Here is a 23,948-nt window from a genome sequence, read left to right as displayed (position 1 = left end):
AGATTTTTGGTCAATTTTAGGTCAATCGCAAGAAGTGAGCGCTCAACCACAGTCTGTAGACAGTATTCTGTTACGCGTTCTGCATTTTATTAATGTCTAATTGTAACGATTCAAGTTGCTTCGCTACACGACCTACATCACCTGCACCTTGTGTTAAAACAAGGTCTCCGCCTTGAATTACGTTCGCGAGAACCGATGGCAGCGTGTTGATATCAGCAACAAAGATTGGATCAATCTTACCACGCCCACGAATAGTTCGACTCAATGAACGCCCGTCAGCACCTGCAATAGGTTTCTCACCAGCAGAGTACACGTCCAACAAGATGAGAACATCTACCTGCTCAAGAACGTTTGCAAAGTCATCATACAGGTCGCGCGTTCGGCTGTAGCGGTGTGGTTGGAATATCATCACAAGACGCTTGTCAGTCCAGCCACTACGCGCCGCTTGAATAGTTACATCCACTTCAGTTGGGTGATGGCCGTAATCATCAACCAGCATTGCAACGCCTTTACCGGTTTCGTATTCACCAAGGTGATCAAAACGACGACCAGTACCTTCCGTTCCAGCCATTGCTTTTAGAATAGCTTCATCACTGATGTCATCTTCAGTAGCAACCGCAATCGCCGCTGATGCATTCAGCGCGTTATGACGACCCGGAATGTTCAATGTGATATCAAGGTTAGCTTTGCCTTCACGTACAACTGTGAATTTGCCTTGCTGACCTTGTTGTACGTAATTCTCAATGCGGATATCAGCATCTTCTGAGAAGCCGTATGTAATGACTTGGCGGCTCACCTGAGGAATAAGCTCACGTACAACAGGATCGTCAACACACATCACAGCCTGACCGTAGAATGGCAGATTGTGTAAGAAATCAATAAACGTCTGCTTTAGCGTTTCAAAATCGCCGCCATAGGTATCCATATGATCCGCTTCAATGTTAGTCACGATACTAACCATTGGTTGCAAATGTAGGAATGACGCATCGCTTTCGTCAGCTTCAGCGATAAGAATACGACTCGAACCTAAGCGAGCATTAGTACCCACACTCTTCACCAAACCACCGTTTACGAAGGTTGGATCCAAGCCTGCTTCCGAGTAAATCTGAGTGACAAGCGCAGTTGTGGTTGTTTTACCGTGCGTACCTGCCACAGCAATACCATGACGAAAACGCATCAGTTCAGCCAGCATTTCAGCACGACGAACGATAGGAGTGCGTGATTCACGAGCAGCAACAATCTCAGGATTCTCTTCGTTGATAGCGGTTGAAACCACCACCACGCTAGCATCGGCAACGTTACTTGCTTGGTGGCCAATATAAACAATAGCGCCCTTGCTAACTAAACGATCGGTCACTGGGTTTTGAGCAATATCAGAACCCGTAATCTGGTAGCCTTCATTTAGCAAGACTTCAGCAATCCCGCTCATTCCTGCACCACCAATACCAATGAAGTGGATAGATTTAACACGGCGCATCTCTGGCACCATTGCACGGATTTGCGCTAAGTCTTGGGTATGTTCAATCGTCATCAATTCAATCTCATTATTTTGCTAAAGCTTTAATTGCTTCAGCGACAGTAACATCAGCATCAAGCTTGGCTGCTTGACGAGCTTTTGTTGCCATCATTTTCAATTCATTTCTATCTAGCTGAGCGATAGCATTCGCTAGCTTATCAGCCGTCAGTTGAGGCTGTTCAATCATTAACGCCGCGCCACATTCAACTAAGTGATCAGCATTCAACGCTTGCTGTCTGTCTTTATGCATAAATGGAACAAAGATAGAACCAACACCAGCGGCTGACACTTCAGATACGGTCAATGCACCTGAACGACAAACTAATAGATCTGCCCATTCATAAGCTTGCGCCACATCATCAATAAATTCAGTTACTTGAACATTATCTACAGAATGTGATTTGTATTGTTCAATCACTTGTTGTTGATTGTTCTTTCCGGCTTGGTGCATTACCGTGAAGCCCTCACCAAGCTGTGCCATGGTAACCGGCAAGGTATCGTTCAGAATTTTAGCGCCCTGACTGCCGCCCATGACCAAGATACGAATATCGCCTTCACGCTTTGCAAGGCGAAGTTCTGGTTCAGGAAGGCTAACCACATCTTCACGCACTGGATTACCCACAACCTCAGCAGTAGGAAAAGCACCTGGAAAAGCCTGGAAAACCTTTTTAGCAATTTTGGAGAGCCATTGGTTGGTTAAACCTGCCACCGCGTTTTGTTCATGCAAAACTACTGGAATACCAGACAACCAAGCCGCTATCCCACCGGGACCACTGACATAACCCCCCATACCAAGTACCACATCCGGCTGCCACGCTTTAATGTGTTGTCTTGCTTGAAGTATGGCATTAATAATCTGGAATGGAGCTTTAATTAATTTGCTAATGCCTTGACCACGCAGGCCTTTCACTTTAATAAAGTCGATCTCAATACCATGCTTTGGCACCAAATCCGCTTCCATTCTGTCTGCAGTTCCTAACCAGCGAATTTCCCAACCTTGTTGCTGTAGCTTTTTAGCCACCGCCAAACCAGGGAAAACATGACCGCCAGTACCACCAGCCATCACTAAAAGTTTTTTGTTTTGTTTCATCACGTTAGATTCTTATTCTACTAATTCGTTTTGATTATCGGCTTGTTCTTTTTGTTGCACCCGACATTCGTGATCAATGCGTAATAGCATTGAAACCGCAACAGACATCACGATGAGACTTGATCCACCGTAACTGATCAACGGCAATGTTAGACCTTTAGTTGGAACAATACCTGAAGCGGCACCTACGTTAACAAGCGTCTGAAATGCAAACCAAATACCAATACCAAAGGCAAGATAACCGCTGAATAACTGGTCGTTCTCGAATGCTTTCTTGCCAATTAAAATCGCTTTCAGTACCAAACTAAAAATAAGAATCAGCACTAAAGTTACACCAACAAAGCCTAGCTCTTCTGCTAATACAGCAAATACAAAATCGGTATGTGCTTCTGGCAAATATTCTAACTTTTGAACTGAGTTACCAAGGCCTTGCCCCATCCAATCACCGCGGCCAAACGCCATCAATGATTGGGTTAACTGGTAACCACTGCCGAACGGGTCATTCCAAGGTTCCCAGAATGAGGTCACACGTCGAACACGATAAGGTTCTATTACAATCAATCCAACGACCGCGGCAATACCCGCCACCATCAAGGCAATAAACTGTGAAAGCTTGGCGCCTGCGATAAATAGCATGCCGAATAAGGTAACCAACATAACAACAACCGTGCCTAAGTCGGGTTGCCCAAGCAGCAACACAGCAAAGGCACCAAACACCATGATTGGCTTACCGAAACCGCCGAAAAACGTTTTTCTTACTTCGTCTTGTTTACGAACCAAATAACCCGCCATAAAAATAAACAGCGATAGCTTAGCGACTTCTGCAGGTTGTAAGTTAAATAATCCAAGAGGGATCCAGCGCGATGCACCGTTAACTGACTTACCTACTGCCAATACCACGACCAGTAAAAAGAAGGATAAGCCCAATAGGTACATACTGTATTGAAACCAACGCTTCATTGGAATTTGCAATATGACGCTGGATACGATTAACGCCAACACAAGAAAAATGGCATGGCGGAACATAAAGTGAAACGGCTGATCAGTTAAACGAGCACTGATTGGGAACGAGGCAGACGTCACCATCACCAATCCGGTCAGCATCAGTCCAAGAGCAATCCAAACCAACTGACGATCGTAGAGCGCCTCTGGTGTGGCACGGTTTAGCCATTGCCAAATGGATTGATTAATCTCTTTCACTCTTTGCACTGAATGTTAGTCCTTCAACACGTTAGGCATACTCATGAGCAAGGTCAGTGAACGCATCACCTCTCGCCATGAAGTTATTAAATTGATCGAAGCTCGCACACGCAGGAGACAACATCACCATGTCACCTGAGGCTAGTTGTGCAGAGATACTCTCGATGATGTCACGCATGGTATCAAACGTCTTCGCCGATGGATGTAATGGCATAAATTGCGCGGCATCTTCACCGAAGCAACACAGTTGAACACGTTCTAGCTGTGACAACACAGGTTCAAGCTCACTGAAATCGGCACCTTTACCAACGCCACCAACCAAAAGATATAAAGTACCTTGGTACTCTAGCCCCGACAAAGCGGCTAATGTGCTGGCTACATTGGTTGCTTTCGAGTCGTTAACCCATTTGATAGCGCGTTTATCTGCCACCACTTGGCAACGATGAGTTAAACCGTTGTAGGTTTTCAAAGCTTCAAGGCTTTTGTTGTAATCGATACCGACTAGCTTAAGTAGTGCCAACGAGACTAACGCATTCGCGACATTATGACGTCCAACCAATGTCAAATCTTGGGTAGGAAGTACTGGCTTAGCGTTATCGATTAGCCATTCAGCGCCATCAATTGTTGCCACACCAAACTCTTGGTCATCGAGACCAAATGTCACTACTTGCATCTCGTGATCTGGATAAGTTTCTTTGTCGTCGCGGTTTACAATCGCGCACTGAGCATTGTTAAAGATTCTTAACTTAGCATCGCGGTAATCGGCCATGCCTTGGTAGCGATCCATATGATCTTCTGACAAATTCAAAAAGGCCGCCGCTGCTAGGTTCAAGCTAGATGTTGTCTCTAACTGAAAGCTTGAGAGCTCAAGGACATATAGATCGGCATCAAGCTCTAAAAGATCTAAGGCCGGAATACCGATGTTGCCACCGACACCAACGTTAAGACCAGCAGCCTTAGCAAGCACACCCGTTAGATCGGTCACCGTACTCTTACCATTGGAGCCTGTTATTGCCACGACGGGTTTGTCTACCGCCCAGCCAAACAGTTCAATATCACCAACAACCGGAACACCCGCTTGAATAACATCTTGTATTTCAGGGGTCGCTAAGGCGATACCCGGGTTAGCAACGACTAAATCCGCTCCCGCTAACCATTGGCTATTCCAACTTCCAGAATGCAGTTCTACCGATTCAGGCAAAGATTCTCTGCCCGGTGGTAGCTCGCGAGTATCAATCACCTTCACATGTGTGTGAGGTTGATATTTTACGAGATGTTTAACGACAGAGAGCCCGGTAATACCGAGCCCCACAACCACTACATTTTGAATATTTTGCCAACGTTCCATTTAAACAAGATGCTCTTAATAGTTTTAAAGAGCCTCTAATCTGAGGCTCACATAGGATTAACGAACTTTCAGTGTCGCTAGGCCAACCAATACTAATACCATTGAGATGATCCAAAAACGCACGATTACACGCGGCTCCGGCCAACCTTTAAGTTCGTAGTGGTGATGAATCGGTGCCATGCGGAAAATACGCTGACCACGCAATTTGTAAGAGCCCACCTGCAGAATAACGGACAAGGTCTCCATTACAAACACACCGCCCATGATAACCAGTACCAATTCTTGGCGAACTAACACAGCAATCACACCTAATGCACCACCAAGTGCAAGAGAGCCCACATCGCCCATGAATACTTGGGCTGGGTAAGTGTTGAACCATAGAAAACCAAGACCAGCACCCACGATAGCCGTACAAACCACAACCAGTTCAGAGGTGTATGGGATATATGGAATGTGTAAGTATGCCGCGAAGTTAACGTTACCTGTCGCCCATGCAATCACAGCAAAGCCAGCCGCAACCATAACCGTTGGCATAATTGCCAAGCCATCTAGACCGTCCGTTAGGTTCACCGCGTTACTGGTACCCACAATAACAAAGTACGTCAGCACTATGTAGAACAAGCCTAACTGTGGCATCACATCTTTAAAGAAAGGAACAACCAATTGTGTTGCCGCGGTATCGTGTCCGTGAGCGTATAGAGCAAACGCGACAACCAATGCAATCGCAGATTGCCAAAAGTACTTCCAACGAGCAATCAAGCCGTCTGTATTTTTACGAACGACTTTACGGTAATCATCAACAAAGCCGACCGCACCGTAACCGCCAAGGACAACCAGTACAGCCCAAACGTAAGGGTTAGAAAGGTCAGCCCACATTAATACCGTAATAATGATCGCAGCAAGGATCATCACGCCACCCATGGTTGGTGTACCACGTTTGCTAAAGTGAGATTCAGGGCCGTCATTACGAACAACTTGGCCAATTTGTAGCATTTGCAGACGCTCAATTAAACGAGGTCCCATCCACAGCGACAGACATAAAGCCGTCAAAATACTCGCGATTGCACGAAACGATAGGTATTCGAACAAACGGAAAAAAGAAAGGTGTGGCTGTAGTAGCTCTGCAAGCCAAATTATCATGAAAAGTTCTCCTTTAAAGCAGCGGCTATTTTACTCATTCCTGCACTATTTGCGCCTTTAACTAACAAAGTATGAGACGCGTTTTCTGGCAAGCATAAGTGCTGCTCTATGTGTGCGATCATCGCTTGATGCGTTGCAAAGTGTGTCCCATTACAGACCTCACTAATCACCTTGGTATCATTACCGTAAGTGAGTACATGCTCAAAAGCGAATGGGGCAGCATATTCACCGACTTGACGGTGAAGTGCAAGACTTTCGTCGCCTAATTCAGCCATATTGCCTAAAATCAGCCAACGTTGACCTTTGAAGCTCGACAACAATTTAGCTGCCGCCTTCATTGCAGGTACGCTGGCGTTATAACTATCATCTATCAGCTTGATATTCTGACTTAATTGTTGAACCTCAACTCGTCCTTTAACCGAGATAAGATTCGCTAAACCATTTTTTATTTCATCAAGCGTTGCACCAAATTGAATACTCAGAGCTGCTGCAGCCAACGCATTCGCTACGTTATGCTGACCGATAATCCCAAGTTCAACAACCGCTGTACCTTGTGGCGTTTGCATATCAAAGCAGGCTTCGCCTTGATCGTTGATTTCGATATTTTCAGCAAAATAATCGGCTTCACAGCTACTTTCAGAAAATGTCAGTACCGTTTTATCCGCGAGTACTTCATTCCAAAAGTCGCCACCGTTGCTCTCTAAGTTAACAATAGCAGTATCGCCGGCAGCAAGACCCTGAAAGATCTCACCTTTAGCTTGTTTTACGCCACCGATAGAACCAAAGCCTTCTAAATGCGCCGCGGCTACATTATTGACTAATGCCACCTGTGGTTTCACAAGCTGGGTGGTATAAGCGATCTCACCAATATGGTTAGCACCTAATTCGATCACAGCATAGTCGTCGCTTGGTTCACTACGAAGCAAGGTCAATGGCACACCAATATCATTATTGAAGTTACCTGCTGTAAACAGCACCTTGCCACGTTGTTGTAGAATACTTGCCACCATCTCTTTAACAGTCGTTTTGCCACAACTGCCAGTAATCGCCATGGTTGGAACATTACATTGTTTGTGGATCCAAGCACTTAGCTGACCTAAAGCAAGTTTAGTGTCTTCAACAACAACTTGGGTAATATTTAGGTCAAGTTTTCGTTCGACTAACAACGCGCTCGCATTCGCTTCAACCGCCTGATGACAAAAGTCATGAGCATCGAAACGTTCACCAACGATAGCAACAAACAATGCGCCTTCTTCGACTGTTCGAGTGTCGGTTGAAACGGCATTAATTACCTCATTGTTCGAGTTGTTAGCCTCAATCAACTCACCGCTGACAGCCAAGCAAATCTGTTCGAGTGATACATTAATCATTGTGAAATACCTAAAAGTTGTAGCGCAGACTCTCGGTCTGAGTAATGTACCGTTTTATCTTTCAACACTTGGTAATCCTCATGGCCTTTGCCAGCCAAAAGAATAATGTCATCGCTGCCTGCTTGCTCAAGAGCGAACTTAACCGCTTGGTAGCGATCGTGCTCGACAAACGCCGATTCCGGTTCGCTTAAACCAGCCAGCATGTCTTTGACAATCAGTGCAGGATCTTCGCTGCGAGGATTGTCATCTGAAATAATGATCTTATCTGCGAACTGCTCCGCCGTTACCGCCATCATTGGACGCTTACCGGTGTCGCGATCTCCGCCGCAACCAAAAATTGCCCACAATTTTCCCGAGCAGTGCACACGCAATGCTGCCAAGGCTTTCTCTAGCGCATCTGGCGTATGAGCGTAATCAACAACCACTTTTGCTTTGCTCGGCACTTGGAACAGTTCCATACGACCAATAACAGGCTGAAGCTGAGGTGCAGTGTCGACTAATATTTGCTTGTCGATACCCAATGAAAGCAGAGTAGCAAAAGCAACCAGTACGTTTGAGGCGTTGAACTGACCAATCAGTGGAACAGAAAGTTTCCCCTGCCCCCAACGACCATCAAACGAGAGCTTGATGCCCGTCTCTGCATAGGCGACATCAGACGCCCATACCGACTGTTGATAGCCAGTTTGCGGTGATAGTGAAACTGCGATGGCATTGGATAAATCTGACATCCAAGCTTTGCCAATTTCATCATCAACATTGATGACAGCGTGCTTGCACTTGTGCTGAGTAAACAAGATCTTCTTAGCCAATGCGTACTCTTCCATCGTGCCATGGTAATCAAGGTGATCACGACTCAAGTTAGTAAATACGCCTACCTCAAAGTCCAAAGCCTTTACTCGACCTTGCACCAAACCATGAGAGGATATTTCCATCGCGGTATAAACCGCTTTTTCTGCAGCTAACTCACTCAGTGTGCGCTGTATTTCGATAGCACTGCCTGTGGTGTTAGCCGCGGTTTTTAGATTATCTAAGAAGCCATTACCTGTGGTGCCCATTACCGCCGAACGCTGACCAACAAGATCAAGCCACTGAGCAATCAATTGAGTGATGGTGGTTTTGCCGTTGGTGCCTGTAACACCAATCAACTTAATCGCTTGAGAAGAATAAACACGACCAGCCAATTCAGAGAGTCTTGAGTTAAGGTCTGTAACATAAGCCACAGGAACCGCGTTTAACCACTCAACCAAGCCATGAGCTTTCTCATCGCCAGCTTGTGCAATGACGGCTTTCGCGCCTTGAGCGACCGCTTTGTCGATAAACCGACGACCATCGACAGCATGTCCGACGACGGCAACAAAAACATCACCTTCCTTGATGGCTCGGCTATCCAATTCCAACTGCTCAACAGCAATCGATTCTAGTTCAGGAGAACGAAAGTCTCCCCAAGGAGAAAGTAAAGATGACAGCGTGAGGCTATTACTCATATTGAATCCTGATTGGCTCTATTCTTGAAACTTGTTTTCATCAGCAGGGACGTTCAGTATTTGCAGTGCACCCTTCATAATTTCAGAAAAAACGGGGGCTGCGACCGAACCGCCATAGTAAAGGTCACCTTGAGGCTCATTGACTACAACAACCAGCGCCACTCTTGGGTCACTGACTGGAGCAAAGCCTGCGGTCACCGCGATGTATTCATCACTGTAGCCGCCCGCTTCAGCCTTACGAGAGGTACCCGTTTTGGCTGCAACGCGATAACCAGGCACTGCGGCTCTTGTTGCCGTACCGCCTTTTTGAGTCACCCCTTCTAGCATATTCAAAACCAGTTCAGCGTTCTCGCGCTTGATGATTTGCTTAGAAAAATCTTGGTCGTTGCTCTTAATAATATGAATAGGCTCATACAAACCTTTGTTAGCTAACGTCGCATAAGCATGTGCCAACTGCATTGGTGTAACAGACAAACCATAGCCAAACGCTAAAGTAGCAATTTCAAACTTTGACCAACGACGGCGATTCGGAAAAATACCGCTCGTTTCACCAACCAAGTTGAGCCCAGACATCTCGCCTAGACCAACCGAACTGTACATCCCAAGCAGAGCTTCAAGTGGCATATTAAGCGCCAATTTCGCAACACCGATGTTACTCGATTTCTTAAGGATCAGCGCTAAGTCAGCCTTGCCAACTTTGGAAGAGTCTCGCACGCGGCTACCACCGATCTGCATAATGCCATTGCCAGTATCAATAACGATATCTGGATCTGCAGTACCGTTCTCTAGCGCCGCCAAAACCACAAAAGGCTTCACGGTAGAGCCAGGTTCCATTGCATCGGTGAGCACGCGGTTACGCATTTTGAAGCTTTGTAAGTCAGCGCGGTTGTTCGGATTATAAGAAGGGGCATTAACCATGGCTAACACGGCACCAGTTTTTACATCGAGTAGTACCGCAGAGCCTGAAGTCGCTTTGTGATCGGCCACGGCTTGCTTAATCGCGCGATAAGCAATGGCTTGTAATCGTTGATCGATCGTTAATTCGAGTGGTTTGCCTTCTTCACGCTCTTCTAAAGCAATGTTTTCAACAACGCGTCCATAGCGATCTTTACGAATCGTCCGCTTACCCGCCTCGCCCGTGAGCCATTTGTCATAGCTGCGTTCAACGCCTTCCAAACCGTGCCCATCAATGCCGGTCACACCGATAAGATGCGCACTGACTTCACCTGCTGGATAATAGCGACGAGATTCAGCTTTAAGGCCAACACCCACCAGCTTTAGTTCACGAATATACTTAGCCATCGCGGGGCTAACTTGTCTTTGCAGGTAAATAAATCGGCGGGATTTGTTGCTAGAGATCTTATCGATCATTGATTGTCGTTCTAGGCCAAGTACATCGGCTAACGCATACCAACGATCAATTTGGGCCATACCATTTTTATCGAAAATGGTTTTCGGATCAGCCCATACCGCTTCAACTGGAACACTCACAGCAAGCGGTTCGCCATTGCGGTCTGAGATAATGCCGCGGGCGGAAGGAATAGCCTTAACACGTACCGAGCGAAGGTCACCCTGACGAATTAAGTTATCTGGTTCAATGATTTGGATGTAAGCCACACGACCAACGAGTGCAGCAAAGGCAAGAAACACGAAAGCAATAACGACGTTAAAACGCCATTTAATTAGAATTGGATCCGAATCCTTTTCGCTCTTCACTCGCTCTTTCGTTGATTTATTAACGGTTTTCGCGGGTGCTTTTTCCTTTTTACCGGTCATTTCAGTATGATCACAACTTCTTTATCAGAGTCTGGACGTTTCATGTCTAGCTCTCGTTTTGCCGATGCTTGAACGCGGCTATGTTCAGCCAGTGCTGTCTCTTCAAGCATTAAATTTCGCCACTCATCATCAAGCTGTTCTCGTTCAACTAATGCCATGTCTTTTTGCGTAATCGCCTGGCGTGACATATGCGTCGTGAGAACGACCCCCATCGCACTCGCAAAGATACAAATAAGAATCACCAATGGAACCCTGCCCACGGAGATCAAATCGAAAAATATTATCTTGGCTAAGTTCGGTTTGGAGGTCTTCATTGACTATAGCTTTTCTGCGATTCGTAGTACTGAGCTACGTGAACGAGTATTCTCATCCACTTCATCTTTAGAAGGCTTAATCGCTTTACCTACTGGTTTTAGATCGGCACTGCCTAAAGCTTTAATTTGATCTTCTGTTAATGGCAAACCGTGAGGAACTTGTGGCCCTTGGCTCTCTTTACGGATGAAGCGCTTAACCATACGGTCTTCAAGAGAGTGAAAGCTGATAACAGAAATACGGCCTTGAGGAGCAAGAATGCTTGCTGCGCCTTTCAGAGCGGTATCGATCTCTTCAAGTTCGCTATTGATGTAGATACGGAATGCTTGGAAAGCACGTGTCGCGGGATGCTTTTTCTCTTTAAAGTTCTTTGGAGCGACATCAGAGATAAGCTTAGCCAATTGGCCAGTACGTGTTAACGGTTCGTTCTCTTCGTTCTCTTGATAAGCAATGATGCCTTTCGCGATACGACGAGCGTGTTTGTCTTCACCGAACTCACGAATAACCCATGTAATGTCATCAAGATCCGCATCAACTAGCCACTGAGAAACCGGAATACCCGTAGTTGGATCCATACGCATGTCTAGCGGGCCATCTTTCATGAAGCTAAAGCCACGTTCAGCATCATCTAGCTGTGGTGAAGAAACACCTAAATCCAGTAAAACACCATCCACTTGACCGACTAAGTCATAACGCTCTGCATATTCAGCCATACCTGAGAATGGGCCGTGAATAATCGTAAAACGAGGGTCATCAATCTTCTGAGCTTCTGCAATCGCTTGTGGATCGCGGTCGATACTAAAGAGTCGTCCATTCTCGCCCAGTTTAGACAGGATTGTACGGCTGTGACCACCTCGGCCAAAAGTACCATCGATGTAGGTACCGTCAGGTTTGATCGCAAGTCCGTCAATAGATTCGTTAAGCAATACTGAAATATGTTTGAATGCTTCTGTCATAGTCTTCTCAGTGAGTGGATTGAGCCATTAGTTCGGCAATAATTTGTTCTATTAACGTTTTAGTGTACTGATTTCACGCCGTATCTCCACCATATTGTGTATAGGCTTTGGGAATTTTTGACCCAAGCTCATATCAGGATGAAGGATTCTAAGGAAATCTAAATAATTTACGTCAATATAAAGCAAAAAACCCATCACTACCGTTAAGTAATGATGGGTTCTTTATATAGGTGGAGTTGACACGTACGCCGGGTTCTGTTCCGCTTGCGCGGCGGTAACCATTCGTCTAGGCCTGCAATCGCTCACAGGCTCAAGCAATCTACCCGCCCCCATACGCGAGCAGCGCAATGCGAGGGCCTATTTGATCTTGCTCCGGGTGGAGTTTACCTTGCTACGAACTGTTGCCAGCCGCACGGTGCGCTCTTACCGCACCCTTTCAGCCTTACCTGTGCCTCTTCCGAAGAAATGAGGCCATCGGCGGTCTTCTCTCTGCTGCACTTGTCGTGGGCTCGCGCCCCCCAGACGTTATCTGGCACCCTGCTCTATGGAGCCCGGACGTTCCTCCCCTCTACCAGTCTCCCGAAGGACTTCAACGTCAGTTTCCCGAAGGACCTCAACGTCAGTCTCCCGAAGGACATCAGCAAAGCAGCGATTACCCGTTCAACTCCGGGGGCGGATTGTATAGACATTAAAGGGCAGTGTCTAGCGAGATCACAAATATGCTGCAAACTACGGAGCAAATGCATGAATTTCACACAATCTAGACAAAAAAAGAGGAATAACGGTAATACCATCATTCCTCAGAAGCTTTTTCAGTAGAGGACTTCTACAATATAAAGCGCAATCTAGTTGTCTAGATGCTCTAAGCCCCACTTATATAACGCGTTCTTTTTCAAGTTGTAGATTTCTGCCGTCATCGCTGCCGCTTTTTTAAGGGGCAATTCTTTGGTTAGGATACCAAGGGTTCGAGTTGCTTCGTCTGGCAGTTCTGTAGTCGCCTCTTCACGATGACCATGAATCAGCAGCACCATCTCACCGCGCTTACGGTTCGAATCTTCTTCAATCCACTCAATAAGTTCACCGAGTGGCAACCCTTGGATGGTTTCGAATGTCTTGGTCAGCTCGCGCGCCAACACAACTTCGCGTTCTGGGCCTAAGATTTCAAGCATATCTTGCAAAGAGTCGGTAATACGGTGCGGTGATTCGTAGAAGATACAAGTACGCTCTGCTTTTGCGATCTCTAAGAACTTATCTTTGCGACCCTTGCTCTTTGGTGGCAAGAAGCCTTCAAAGCTGAAGCGATCCGACGGTAAACCAGAAGCACTTAACGCGGTAATCACAGCACAAGCACCAGGAAGTGGCACAACTCTCACACCCGCTTGACGACATTGTGAAACAAGATGGTAACCTGGGTCACTGATTAAAGGAGTACCCGCATCAGAGACTAATGCGATAGACTGGCCTTCTAATAACCTTTCGACTAGAACTTGCGCTTTAGTTTGTTCATTATGATCATGTAAAGCGAACGTTCTGGTTGATATATTGAAGTGAGCAAGCAGCTTACCCGTGTGGCGTGTGTCTTCGGCTGCAATAACATCGACACTTGATAAAATTTCAATTGCTCTTTGAGTGATATCTCCCAAATTTCCGATTGGGGTTGGCACAATGTAGAGAGTTGGGCTCTCTGTGAGCAAGGTTTTGTTATCTGTCATTTGTTTACCATCACTTCAACGATTAATATAGATACAAATTTATACGGAATTTAAAGAACTCATGGCAACGATGAACCATAAGAGACTCAGTGTACCACGCTTACTCACTCCAATTGCATTAGCAATTACATTGGCGGCTTGTTCTTCAGGCCCTCAAGCACCAACGCGTGTTGATATTACACTCGATCCAGCGCAATCAACTGAAAGTTACATGATGCAGGCGGATAGTAGCAAAGGAAGTCTACAAAACGACTGGTTAATCATGGCACTTAAGGCTTCTGTGCAAGCTGGAAAAACCGATCAAGCGACTCTGCTTATCAAACGCTTAGCAAAACAAGAGCTAAGTGAAGTTCAACAAGCGGAGTGGCAATTAGCCCGAGCTCAACTGCTGGTGAACAACTCACAGCCGGAGCAGGCTTACAGCCAACTGAACTTCCAGCCTTGGTGGAAACTGCCTAACGAGCAATGGAAAGATTATCACGAGCTACGCGCTAACATTTCTGAAATGCAGAGCGAATATTTCGAAGCGAGCCGTGAGTTAGTGCTTTATTCAGAGTACTTAGACGCGGACGATGAGCTCCAACAACAAACTGCCGACCGTATTTGGCAAAACCTGAACAGCTACTCTCAATATGAGATTCTAGAGCTTAAAACGTCTCCGACAGAAGACGTGTTAGCAGGTTGGTTACAGCTGGCTATTTACATGAAAACGCTCAACTCTAACCTTCCAGATCTACAAAAAACACTGTCTGATTGGTTAGCGGAGAATCCTCGTCATCCGGCCGCAACTTACACACCTCAAGCGATTACCGACATCTTAGCGTTAGAAATCAGCAAGCCAACCAGCACAGCTCTGCTACTGCCGTTAACGGGTAAGTACGGCAAACAAGCTCAACTTGTACGTGATGGTTTCATCTTTGCCATGATGAATGACAAAGAACGCGAAGAAGACGCGACGCTGACCGTTATGGACACTAACGTGCAAAGTGCCGCTGAAATTAAAGCGACACTGGAAGAAAACAACGTTGATTTCATTGTCGGCCCGCTGATTAAGAGCAACATCACTAAGCTTCAGCAAGCGCAAAAGAATCACGAGAATTCAATTCCAGCTTTGGCTCTGAACATTCCAACGCAGCTAGAACCTGATACCAACATTTGTTATCTCGCCCTATCGCCAGAACAAGAAGTCGCTCAGGCCGCGAAACACCTTTTTGCTCAAGGCTACAAGTTCCCACTGATCCTAGCTCCGAAAGGTCGTTTAGGTGACCGAGTTGAGCAAGCGTTTAAAGAAGAGTGGAAAAAATACAGCAGCAACGATGTCGCGATGAGCTTTTTCTCAGATAAACGTCAACTACAGCGCAATGTGAACCAAGTCTTCGGATTGCAAGAAAGCCAGCAACGTATCGCTCAAATGGACGGGTTACTGAACCTAGATCTAGAAACAGAGCCTCGCAGTCGTCGTGATATCGATTCTGTCTACATTGTGGCGAAGAACTCTGAACTAACGCTGATCAAACCTTTCATTGAAGTAGCAATCAACCCAGATGCTAGCCAACCAGCACTGTTCTCAAACTCTCGCAGCAACAGCGGTGATAAACAGTATGAAGACCTAACTGGTGTTTTCTACAGCGATATTCCACTGTTAGTTGAGAACAAGAACGAGCTAAACAAAGAGCTAAACGATTTATGGCCTGCACATTCAAACGGCCAAAAACGTTTGCAAGCGCTGGGGATGGATGCCTATTACCTAATGGATGCACTGCCACAGATGAAAGCCGTACAGGGTTACAGCATTCCAGGTGAAACCGGCGTGTTAACCATCGACAACAACTGTGTTGTTCAACGTGAAATCAGCTGGGCAGAGCATGGGGCTTTTTAGCCGAAAGTTCCTATCTAAAGCACCTATCACCCACAAACAAGTGGGTGATAAATACGAAACCGTGGCTAAAAATTATTTAGTTGGCCACGGTTTATCGTTAATTCAAGAAAACTTCATAGCTAAATGTGGCGAGATTGATCTTATAATGCGCCATAACAATACGGTTGTGTTTGCTGAGGTAAAATACCGCAAGCAAACCCGCTACGGACATGCCGCTGAAATGGTAACAACAAAGAAGTCACAGAAGCTGCTCAAAACAGCCAATGTTTGGCTTATGCAGCAAGGCTTGTCAGTGCACTCTACAGATTTCAGATTTGATATCGTTGCCATTGAAGGGCCGAATGACAATATCGACTGGATTCAAAACGCGATTACCCAAGGATAAACATGCTAGACAGCATTAAAGAAAGTTTTACAGAAAGTATTCAAATCCAAATTGCGGCTGCAGAAGCACTGCCAGACGCAATCACGCATGCCGCACAAGCAATGGTTGCTACCTTGCTCAACGGAAACAAAATCCTTTGTTGTGGTAATGGTGGTTCGGCATCGAATGCTCAGCAATTTGTCTCGTGCTTGCTCAACCGTTTTGAAACAGAGCGTCCTAGCCTTCCAGCGATGGCACTAATGGCAGATAACACCACGTTAACGGCAGTAGCAAACGACTACCACTATGAAGAGATCTTCTCTAAGCAGGTACGTGCATTTGGTCAAACGGGTGATATTTTACTGGCTATCTCTACCAGCGGTAACAGCAAGAACATCATCAAAGCAATGGAAGCTGCGGTAACACGTGACATGACGATCATTGCCTTTACGGGTAAAGATGGTGGTGAAATGGCAGGTTTGCTTGGCGAACACGATGTCGAAATTCGTATCCCTTCACACCGTACAGCGCGTATTCATGAAGTGCACATGGTGACACTGCATTGCCTATGTGACCTAATCGATCAAGTACTCTTCCCTGCTCACGAAGAGTGATACACGGAGCATCACAATGAAATCATTAACCTCTATGAGGCTGTTTAAGCTGATTAGTGTTTCGCTACTTACACTTTCCCTGTCTGGTTGTGCTGGAATTTTCATTGCTGGTGCAGCAACCACAGCGAACTTAGTCACTGATACGCGAACGACCAAAGAAATTTGGAACGACAACAATATTGAATTTGAAGTCGCCGCTATCACCAACAAACAACCTTACCGCGGAAATGTACGAGTTACAGCTAGCTCTTATCGAGGTTCAGTTGTATTGATGGGACAAGCGACCACAGATTCAGAGCGTCGAGCCTTTGAAAGCCAAGCTAAAGATGTGGCGGGCGTAGAGAGCATTCACAATCAGGTGCGCGTAAAAGAGCCACTTTCGATCAGTGCGATCAGTAAAGATAGCTGGATCACTACTAAGGTGAAATCCGCTTTACTGGCGAACGCTGATCTAAACGGCATCAAGGTTAAAGTGATAACTGAGGACTCAGAGGTATTCTTACTTGGATTGGTTTCTCGAGAACATGCTGATATCGCGACGGAAGTTGCACGTAATGTCTCAGGCGTAAAGCAAGTAATACGAGCATTCGAATATGGTGAAGAAGAAGAAGAGACTTCGGTTAATTAACTAGTCACTTATATGTTCAATACTGGCTAATGCAGGTGCTCAGAAGCTGGTTCAAAAAGCTGGGCAGCTAACTTAACTCACTGAAGACAGAACCCGACAGCACAAAAAGAAAAAGCAGCGATAAATCGCTGCTTTTTTATTTGGTCGTCATTTTACTAACGTTATTTGATAACACGAAGGCTTGGGCGACCTTTTGCTGGTCGAGGTGGCTCAGGATCTGAGTCAGGCTCTTCAGCATCGACGTCTGCCGTAGCTACGCTCAAAGATGGACCTTTTTCTGGTTCTTCAAAAGGACTTTCTTCAATCCCTTCTTCAAACGCTTCCATGTATGCCTCTTCAGGTTCAAACATGGTACCGGCACCATTTTCACGAGCGTAAATCGCTTGCACTGCATAAAGAGGAACGATCACAGAATGTGGACGACCGCTAAAGCGCGCACTAAACGTCACAGCTTCGTTACCCAGTTCAAGTTGTCCAACGGCACGAGGCGCGATGTTCAGAATGATCTGACCATCTTGAACAAACTCTTCTGGAACTCGCACACCTGGTAGTGTTGCTTCAACAACAAGGTGAGGAGTTAATTCGTTATCAACCAGCCATTCATAAAATGCACGAAGCATGTATGGTCGGCGTGGAGTCATATTTGAAATATCCATAACGCTTAGCGAACGAGTCGCATCTCACGCTCAGCTTCCGTTAGAGAAGCTAGGAATGAATCACGTTCGAATACGCGGTTCATGTAAATCTTAAGCTCTTTAGAACCAGGACCAATTAGTTCAATACCAAGCTCAGGTAAACGCCATAATAGCGGAGCTAGGTAACAATCGATTAGGCTAAACTCTTCGCTCATGAAGTATTCATATTCAGCGAAAACAGGAGCAAGAGTCAGTAGGTCGTTGCGCAGTTTAACGCGAGCAGCTTCTGATTCTTCAGTGTTGCCCTTAACGATCTTCTCAGCAACTGAATACCAGTTACGCTCAATGCGGTACATCATTAGACGGCTATTACCACGAGCAACCGGGTAAACAGGCATCAATGGTGGATGAGGAAAACGCTCATCAAGATATTCCATAATGATCTTTGAGTCATATAGAGCAAGCTCACGATCAATTAGGGTAGGTACTGATTTGTACGGGTTCAGTTCAACAAGCTCTGCTGGTAGATTTTTCTCATCAACCAACTCAACTTCAACACTTACGCCTTTTTCAGCAAGAACAATGCGCACCTGATGGCTATACATATCAGAAGCACTTGAGAAAAGAGTCATCACAGAACGTTTATTGGCAGCTACAGCCATGGAGCCCTCCAGTACACTTTAAATAAAAACAATGGAGGCCTAAAAGCCTCCATTGAACATTAACATAATTTGGGAATTAGCACGGTATTATAGCATAATTAGTGCACATCACGCCAATACTCTTTCTTCAGCAAAATCACAATGATAGTGAATATTACTAAGAAGGCCATAACCCACCAACCCATCGCATGACGCTCAAGTTGTACTGGATCACCCGAGTAAACAAGGAAGTTGACCAAGTCACGAACCGCTTCATCGTATTCACCAGTACTTAACTCACCCGAACCATCAGTTTCAGTACCAACAACAACGGTAACTTCTTCACCGTCTACCATGTGCGTTTCGTAAATTGGTGTAGGGATACCTTGTAGCTCTTCAAGAACGTGCGGCATACCAACACTTGGGAAAACAATGTTGTTCACACCAAATGGACGAGACGGATCTTCATAGAAAGTACGAAGGTACGTGTACAACCAGTCTGCACCACGAACACGAGCAACCAATGTCAGGTCAGGTGGTGGAGCACCAAACCAACTTGCAGCTTGATCCGCTGGCATCGAGTTAACCATCAAGCTACCAATTTTAGCTTCTGGATCGAAGATCAGGTTTTCCTTCATCAGGTCTACCGGAATCTCCAAATCATTAGCGACACGCTCATAGCGCTGATACTGCGTTGAGTGACAAGCAAAACAGTAGTTCATGAACATCTTAGCGCCATTTTGCAATGAGGCCTTATCTGTTAAATCATAGTTCGCTTTGTCTAACGGTACACTTGCGCCCGCTGCCATCGCCAATGACGGCAACATAGCAAATAAAATTACAATCCACTTTTTCATTTGAACGTCACCCTTTCCGGTAATGGTTTCGTCGCTTCATTTTTACTGTAGAACCACAGCAGAACGAAGAACATGAAGTAACCTAAGCTAAAGATTTGAGCGAGTAGCGTGTATGTTGGCGTTGCTGGAAGCGCACCAAGTATACCAAGCGCAATAAAGCTTATTGTGAATTGGATGATGTTAATCAAATGCAGTTTGCTACGGTAACGGTAAGAGCGCACTTTACAACGGTCGAACCATGGAAGTAGGAATAGCACCACAATAGAAGCGCCCATTGCAACAATACCTAACAACTTATCTGGAACAGCACGTAGTACAGCGTAGAACGGCGTGAAGTACCAAACTGGAGCGATATGCTCAGGCGTTTTCAGTGGGTTTGCAGCTTCAAAGTTAGGCGGCTCAAGGAAGTACCCACCCATCTCTGGGTTGAAGAACAGCACGTAACAGAACAGGAATAGGAAACCAGCAACACCTACCATATCTTTCACGGTCCCGTATGGGTGGAAAGGAATAGAATCGATGATGTCGTATTTCTTAGTGTAATCCTTGTGGAATGGGAACTGAGTTTTGTAATCGTCGCCCATTGTGCCTTTCGGAAGTTTTGTCTCGATACCGTCAGGGTTATTCGAGCCCACTTCGTGTAGCGCTAGTACGTGAAGTACGATAAGCAGCAACAGTACAATTGGTAGAGCGATAACGTGCAGTGCGAAGAAACGGTTTAGCGTTGCACCAGAGATGATGTAATCACCACGGATCCAAAGCGTTAAGTCATCACCAATAACAGGGATTGCACCGAACAAAGAGATGATTACCTGCGCGCCCCAGTAAGACATTTGGCCCCATGGTAGTAAGTAACCCATGAAAGCTTCAGCCATAAGCACTAAGAAGATCAACATACCGAAGATCCATAGTAGCTCACGAGGTTTTTGGTAAGAACCATAGATTAGACCACGGAACATATGCAGGTAAATAACGACGAAGAACGCAGAAGCGCCAGTCGAGTGCATATAACGCAGTAACCAACCAAATTCAACATCACGCATGATGTATTCAACAGAAGCAAACGCACCATCACCAGACGGTACGTAGTTCATTGTTAACCAGATCCCCGTAAGGATTTGGTTAACCAATACCAACATTGCCAAAGAACCAAAAAGGTACCAAAAGTTAAAGTTCTTAGGCATTGGATATTCAGATAAGTGCTTTTTATAAGCATTCATCGCAGGTAGACGTTTTTCTACCCAATCAAGCAATCCTTGCATTATGCGTCTCCCTCGTCGACACCGATCATGATCTTCGTGTCACTCAAATACATATGCTTTGGCACAACAAGGTTCAACGGTGCTGGTACGCCCTGAAACACTCGACCTGCCATGTCAAACTTTGACCCGTGGCAAGGACAGAAGAAACCGGACTTAACACCTTGAACTTGCTCTGCGAAAGAATCAGGCAAGTAAGTAGGAGAACAACCTAAGTGCGTACAAAAACCGACAGCAATAAAGAACTCCGGTTTAATTGAACGGAATTCATTCTGTGCGTAATCGGGTTGTTGTTCAGTCTCAGATTGAGGGTCACGTAGTTGACCACCGATCGCTTTTAGGTTTTCTAGTACCGATTCAGCTCGGCGTACAACCCATACAGGTTTACCTTGCCACTCGACACGAACCATTTGTCCCGGTTCTAACTTACTGACTTCCACTTCCACCGGCGCACCTGCAGCTTTCGCCTTGGCACTCGGGTTCCATGATTTAATAAAAGGCACGGCTACAGCAGCTGCTCCTAAACCACCAACAACGGCTGTTGTTGCGGTTAAGAAACGCCTGCGACCGTTATTTAAAGGCGCGTTGCTCATCCAAACATTCTCCCATTTGCTCCTTATGGATTGAAATAATTCCGATTAAAGAGCATGGCTAACAAAATATGTATTTAGTTCTATTTATTGACGGCAAATGATAAATAAAACCCTACTTTTTGACAAGATAAAGCTACCTTTTTGTAACAATCATGAGGCAAAGCGCACATTGGGTTACAAAAGCTTTCAAAATATAAGAATTTGGGAATAAAACGAGGAGGGAAAAGCGTTTAGCGGGAGCTAGAAAGACAAAAAGCCCGGCATATAGCCGAGCTTTGAACCACAATTCCAGTAACAAAACTGGTCGCGTGTATTTTTCGGTAAGGAAAAATTAACGCTTAGAGAATTGAGGTTTACGACGTGCTTTACGTAGACCAACTTTCTTACGTTCAACGCAACGAGCGTCACGCGTAACATAGCCAGCTGCACGTAGAGCAGGACGTAGAGTTTCATCGTATTCCATAAGAGCACGAGTGATACCGTGGCGGATTGCGCCAGCTTGACCTGAAATACCACCACCAGAAACAGTGATGTAAAGGTCAAGTTTCTCAGTTAGTTCAACTAGCTCAAGAGGTTGCTTAACAACCATACGAGAAGTTGGACGACCGAAGTAAACATCAAGGCTACGCTTGTTGATTACGATCTCACCAGAGCCTGGTTTGATGAAAACACGAGCTGCTGAGCTTTTGCGACGACCAGTGCCGTAGTATTGATTCTCTGCCATTGTCTTAATCCCCAATTAGATGTCTAGTACTTGTGGTTGTTGAGCAACATGGTTGTGCTCAGTACCAGCGTATACTTTAAGCTTACGGTACATCGCGCGGCCTAGAGGACCACGTGGAAGCATACCTTTAACTGCTAGTTCAAGAACCATTTCTGGTTTCTTAGCAATAAGCTTTTCAAAAGTGATAGTTTTAAGACCACCTGGGAACTCAGAGTGACGGTAGTAAACCTTACCCTTAGCTTTGTTACCAGTCACAGCAACTTTCTCAGCGTTAACAACGATGATGTAATCACCAGTGTCTACGTGAGGAGTGTATTCTGCTTTGTGCTTGCCGCGTAGGCGAGAAGCGATTTCACTTGCTAGACGGCCAAGAGTTTTGCCTTCAGCGTCTACAACATACCAGTCGCGTTTTACAGTTTCTGGTTTAGCAACGAAAGTTTTCATGCTAATAATTACCTATTTAAAAAATTTACACTTAAGGAATACTCGCGTATTCCCACTGTCTAAGAGTTACCATCATCACCCCTTCGAGTGTTGGAAAACTCTTGGCATAACGTGATTTTACTCATCGCTAGAGGCCCGCAGTAACGGTAGGTCGCAGGATTATAGAGAAGAGCGAAGAAAAAATCACCTCTTTTTGAACAAAATCACGATTTTTTTAATTCTATTTATTATTCGAGATAATCAGAGCTAAATTAAGTGCTCTTTTGCCAAATATTCATGGCTCTGCATTTCGATTAAACGCGACTGACAACGCTTAAACTCAAACTCTAGCTGACCATGGGTGTACAAATTTTCTAACTCAACGTCTGCTGAGATTATCAATTTCACATTGCGTTCATAGAACTCATCCACTAATGCAATAAAGCGTCTTGCAGCGTCATCTGAGGTGGAACCCATTTGCAAAACATTTGCCAATAGTACCGTGTGATAAACCTTAGACAGTTCTATATAGTCATTCTGGCTACGAGCCGACTGACAAAGCTGAGCAAAGGTTCCATGCAGTACACCGTCACTCGCTTCTACTACGTCCAATTGACGATGATTAACCTCAATCTGTTTTAACTTCTCTTTATCTTCCCCCACAAGCTGTGCGTAATATTTTTCAAGATTGATATTCGCTTGGCTGTCTAATGGGTAGTGGTAGATTTCAGCTTGTTCTAGAGTACGCAGTCGATAATCAATTCCACTATCAACATTGAGAGTATGACAGTTGTCTTGAATCAGTTTAATAGCAGGTAAGAAACGCGCTCGCTGCAAGCCATTACGATACAAATCTGCAGGTGGGATATTTGAGGTCGCGACTAAAATGACGTTTCGTGCGAATAGTTCTTGGAATAAAGTCCCTAGGATCATCGCATCTGTAATATCTGAAACAAAAAATTCATCGAAGCAAATGATATCGGCTTCTTCTTTTAGCTTGTCCGCCACTAAAGGTAATGGATCGCTTACATTACCTAATGCTTTCAACTCATCATGGACGCGATACATAAAGCGGTGAAAGTGTACTCGCATTTTTTTTGTGGTCGGTAAGGCCTCGTAAAACGTATCCATAAGATAAGTTTTACCGCGCCCTACACCACCCCAAAAATAGAGGCCTTTGGGTGGCTTTGGCGATTCGGCCTTTTTTCCAAGCAACTTTTGAAATCGAGTCAACTGAGGAGTTGGAGTATTCATGTAATCTTGGAATTGATGAAAGAGTTCATCTAAAGATTTAACGGCTTGCTCTTGTGCTGGATCTCTTTGAAATCCATGTTCTTTTATATCTTGTTCGTATTTTTTAACGGGATTCATGACGACATTTCCACAATGAAATCGATATCAGACAGCGAAGAAAAATGGGCCTCAAC

The 23,948-nt window shown here is 45.3% G+C and carries 23 protein-coding genes and 1 other RNA gene; 4 read left to right on the top strand and 20 right to left on the bottom strand.

The genetic code is table 11. The features are described 5' to 3' along the window. Nucleotides 1-70: 70 nt before the first annotated feature. The 12 genes from murC to rsmI form a co-directional block, all read right to left on the bottom strand. Nucleotides 71-1,531 carry a UDP-N-acetylmuramate--L-alanine ligase gene (gene murC, locus AACW75_RS22455; protein WP_017072822.1) on the bottom strand — a complete coding sequence of 487 codons (1,461 nt, stop codon included), beginning with the start codon at nucleotides 1,529-1,531 and terminating at the stop codon, nucleotides 71-73. 13 nt (nucleotides 1,532-1,544) lie between these two features. Beyond that, nucleotides 1,545-2,606, bottom strand: a complete 1,062-nt coding sequence (gene murG / locus AACW75_RS22450) for an undecaprenyldiphospho-muramoylpentapeptide beta-N-acetylglucosaminyltransferase (RefSeq protein WP_017072821.1) — start codon at nucleotides 2,604-2,606, stop codon at nucleotides 1,545-1,547. Between the two features lie 12 nt (nucleotides 2,607-2,618). Further along, a complete protein-coding gene (ftsW, locus tag AACW75_RS22445) occupies nucleotides 2,619-3,815 on the bottom strand; it encodes a cell division protein FtsW (RefSeq protein ID WP_102513244.1) in 1,197 nt (398 codons plus the stop codon). Between the two features lie 22 nt (nucleotides 3,816-3,837). Further along, on the bottom strand, nucleotides 3,838-5,154 hold the full coding sequence (murD, locus tag AACW75_RS22440; RefSeq protein ID WP_145569874.1) for a UDP-N-acetylmuramoyl-L-alanine--D-glutamate ligase: 1,317 nt from the start codon (nucleotides 5,152-5,154) through the stop codon (nucleotides 3,838-3,840). A gap of 57 nt (nucleotides 5,155-5,211) precedes the next feature. Beyond that, on the bottom strand, nucleotides 5,212-6,294 hold the full coding sequence (gene mraY, locus AACW75_RS22435; protein ID WP_017072818.1) for a phospho-N-acetylmuramoyl-pentapeptide-transferase: 1,083 nt from the start codon (nucleotides 6,292-6,294) through the stop codon (nucleotides 5,212-5,214). Next, nucleotides 6,291-7,664, bottom strand: coding sequence for a UDP-N-acetylmuramoyl-tripeptide--D-alanyl-D-alanine ligase (locus AACW75_RS22430; protein ID WP_145569876.1), 1,374 nt, complete (start codon nucleotides 7,662-7,664; stop codon nucleotides 6,291-6,293). Before AACW75_RS22430 ends, mraY begins: the two co-directional genes overlap by 4 nt. After that, nucleotides 7,661-9,148 carry a UDP-N-acetylmuramoyl-L-alanyl-D-glutamate--2,6-diaminopimelate ligase gene (gene murE, locus AACW75_RS22425; RefSeq protein WP_145569878.1) on the bottom strand — a complete coding sequence of 496 codons (1,488 nt, stop codon included), beginning with the start codon at nucleotides 9,146-9,148 and terminating at the stop codon, nucleotides 7,661-7,663. The genes AACW75_RS22430 and murE overlap by 4 nt, the downstream gene beginning before the upstream one ends. An 18-nt stretch (nucleotides 9,149-9,166) precedes the next feature. Beyond that, complete coding sequence (locus AACW75_RS22420; RefSeq protein WP_017072815.1) at nucleotides 9,167-10,924, bottom strand: peptidoglycan glycosyltransferase FtsI; 1,758 nt, start codon at nucleotides 10,922-10,924, stop codon at nucleotides 9,167-9,169. After that, complete coding sequence (gene ftsL / locus AACW75_RS22415; protein ID WP_017072814.1) at nucleotides 10,921-11,238, bottom strand: cell division protein FtsL; 318 nt, start codon at nucleotides 11,236-11,238, stop codon at nucleotides 10,921-10,923. The genes AACW75_RS22420 and ftsL overlap by 4 nt, the downstream gene beginning before the upstream one ends. Nucleotides 11,239-11,241: 3 nt before the next feature. Next, complete coding sequence (rsmH, locus tag AACW75_RS22410; protein WP_102553847.1) at nucleotides 11,242-12,192, bottom strand: 16S rRNA (cytosine(1402)-N(4))-methyltransferase RsmH; 951 nt, start codon at nucleotides 12,190-12,192, stop codon at nucleotides 11,242-11,244. A gap of 228 nt (nucleotides 12,193-12,420) precedes the next feature. After that, an RNA gene (gene rnpB / locus AACW75_RS22405) (RNase P RNA component class A) lies at nucleotides 12,421-12,860 on the bottom strand. 177 nt (nucleotides 12,861-13,037) lie between these two features. Then, nucleotides 13,038-13,904, bottom strand: coding sequence for a 16S rRNA (cytidine(1402)-2'-O)-methyltransferase (gene rsmI, locus AACW75_RS22400; protein WP_102553848.1), 867 nt, complete (start codon nucleotides 13,902-13,904; stop codon nucleotides 13,038-13,040). A gap of 61 nt (nucleotides 13,905-13,965) precedes the next feature. On the opposite strand from rsmI, the gene AACW75_RS22395 reads away from it, so the two are divergent. Genes AACW75_RS22395 through AACW75_RS22380 form a run of 4 tightly spaced genes read left to right on the top strand, consistent with a single transcriptional unit; the run spans nucleotide 13,966 to nucleotide 17,389 of the window. Continuing rightward, nucleotides 13,966-15,783: a penicillin-binding protein activator gene (locus AACW75_RS22395; RefSeq protein ID WP_017072811.1), complete on the top strand. Its 1,818-nt coding sequence runs from the start codon at nucleotides 13,966-13,968 to the stop codon at nucleotides 15,781-15,783. Continuing rightward, nucleotides 15,770-16,168, top strand: a complete 399-nt coding sequence (locus tag AACW75_RS22390; RefSeq protein ID WP_017072810.1) for a YraN family protein — start codon at nucleotides 15,770-15,772, stop codon at nucleotides 16,166-16,168. The genes AACW75_RS22395 and AACW75_RS22390 overlap by 14 nt, the downstream gene beginning before the upstream one ends. A gap of 2 nt (nucleotides 16,169-16,170) precedes the next feature. Then, entirely contained in the window at nucleotides 16,171-16,761 is a 591-nt protein-coding gene (locus tag AACW75_RS22385) for a phosphoheptose isomerase (RefSeq protein WP_010434705.1), read from the top strand. A gap of 16 nt (nucleotides 16,762-16,777) precedes the next feature. After that, on the top strand, nucleotides 16,778-17,389 hold the full coding sequence (locus tag AACW75_RS22380; protein WP_145569880.1) for a BON domain-containing protein: 612 nt from the start codon (nucleotides 16,778-16,780) through the stop codon (nucleotides 17,387-17,389). Nucleotides 17,390-17,550: 161 nt separating this feature from the next. Here the strand turns inward: AACW75_RS22380 and sspB are convergent, their stop codons facing one another. The 8 genes from sspB to zapE form a co-directional block, all read right to left on the bottom strand. Continuing rightward, nucleotides 17,551-18,045 (bottom strand): ClpXP protease specificity-enhancing factor, encoded by a 495-nt coding sequence (sspB, locus tag AACW75_RS22375; protein WP_017072808.1) that lies wholly within the window; start codon nucleotides 18,043-18,045, stop codon nucleotides 17,551-17,553. Nucleotides 18,046-18,050: 5 nt separating this feature from the next. Next, complete coding sequence (gene sspA, locus AACW75_RS22370) at nucleotides 18,051-18,686, bottom strand: stringent starvation protein SspA (RefSeq protein ID WP_145569882.1); 636 nt, start codon at nucleotides 18,684-18,686, stop codon at nucleotides 18,051-18,053. 98 nt (nucleotides 18,687-18,784) lie between these two features. Then, nucleotides 18,785-19,522, bottom strand: coding sequence for a cytochrome c1 (locus AACW75_RS22365; RefSeq protein ID WP_017072806.1), 738 nt, complete (start codon nucleotides 19,520-19,522; stop codon nucleotides 18,785-18,787). Beyond that, complete coding sequence (locus AACW75_RS22360; protein WP_017072805.1) at nucleotides 19,519-20,784, bottom strand: cytochrome b; 1,266 nt, start codon at nucleotides 20,782-20,784, stop codon at nucleotides 19,519-19,521. Before AACW75_RS22360 ends, AACW75_RS22365 begins: the two co-directional genes overlap by 4 nt. Further along, nucleotides 20,784-21,374: a ubiquinol-cytochrome c reductase iron-sulfur subunit gene (petA, locus tag AACW75_RS22355; protein ID WP_017072804.1), complete on the bottom strand. Its 591-nt coding sequence runs from the start codon at nucleotides 21,372-21,374 to the stop codon at nucleotides 20,784-20,786. The genes AACW75_RS22360 and petA overlap by 1 nt, the downstream gene beginning before the upstream one ends. 331 nt (nucleotides 21,375-21,705) lie before the next feature. Beyond that, nucleotides 21,706-22,098 carry a 30S ribosomal protein S9 gene (rpsI, locus tag AACW75_RS22350; protein ID WP_004740758.1) on the bottom strand — a complete coding sequence of 131 codons (393 nt, stop codon included), beginning with the start codon at nucleotides 22,096-22,098 and terminating at the stop codon, nucleotides 21,706-21,708. A gap of 15 nt (nucleotides 22,099-22,113) precedes the next feature. Further along, complete coding sequence (gene rplM / locus AACW75_RS22345) at nucleotides 22,114-22,542, bottom strand: 50S ribosomal protein L13 (RefSeq protein ID WP_010434689.1); 429 nt, start codon at nucleotides 22,540-22,542, stop codon at nucleotides 22,114-22,116. A gap of 246 nt (nucleotides 22,543-22,788) precedes the next feature. Further along, entirely contained in the window at nucleotides 22,789-23,892 is a 1,104-nt protein-coding gene (gene zapE / locus AACW75_RS22340) for a cell division protein ZapE (RefSeq protein ID WP_145569883.1), read from the bottom strand. Nucleotides 23,893-23,948 lie beyond the last annotated feature (56 nt).

This window comes from Vibrio sp. L3-7 (assembly GCF_963898195.1).
GTDB lineage: Bacteria > Pseudomonadota > Gammaproteobacteria > Enterobacterales > Vibrionaceae > Vibrio > Vibrio echinoideorum.
The sequence above is the reverse complement of the archived record's forward strand: the minus strand, read 5'-3'. Positions and strand labels throughout refer to the sequence as shown.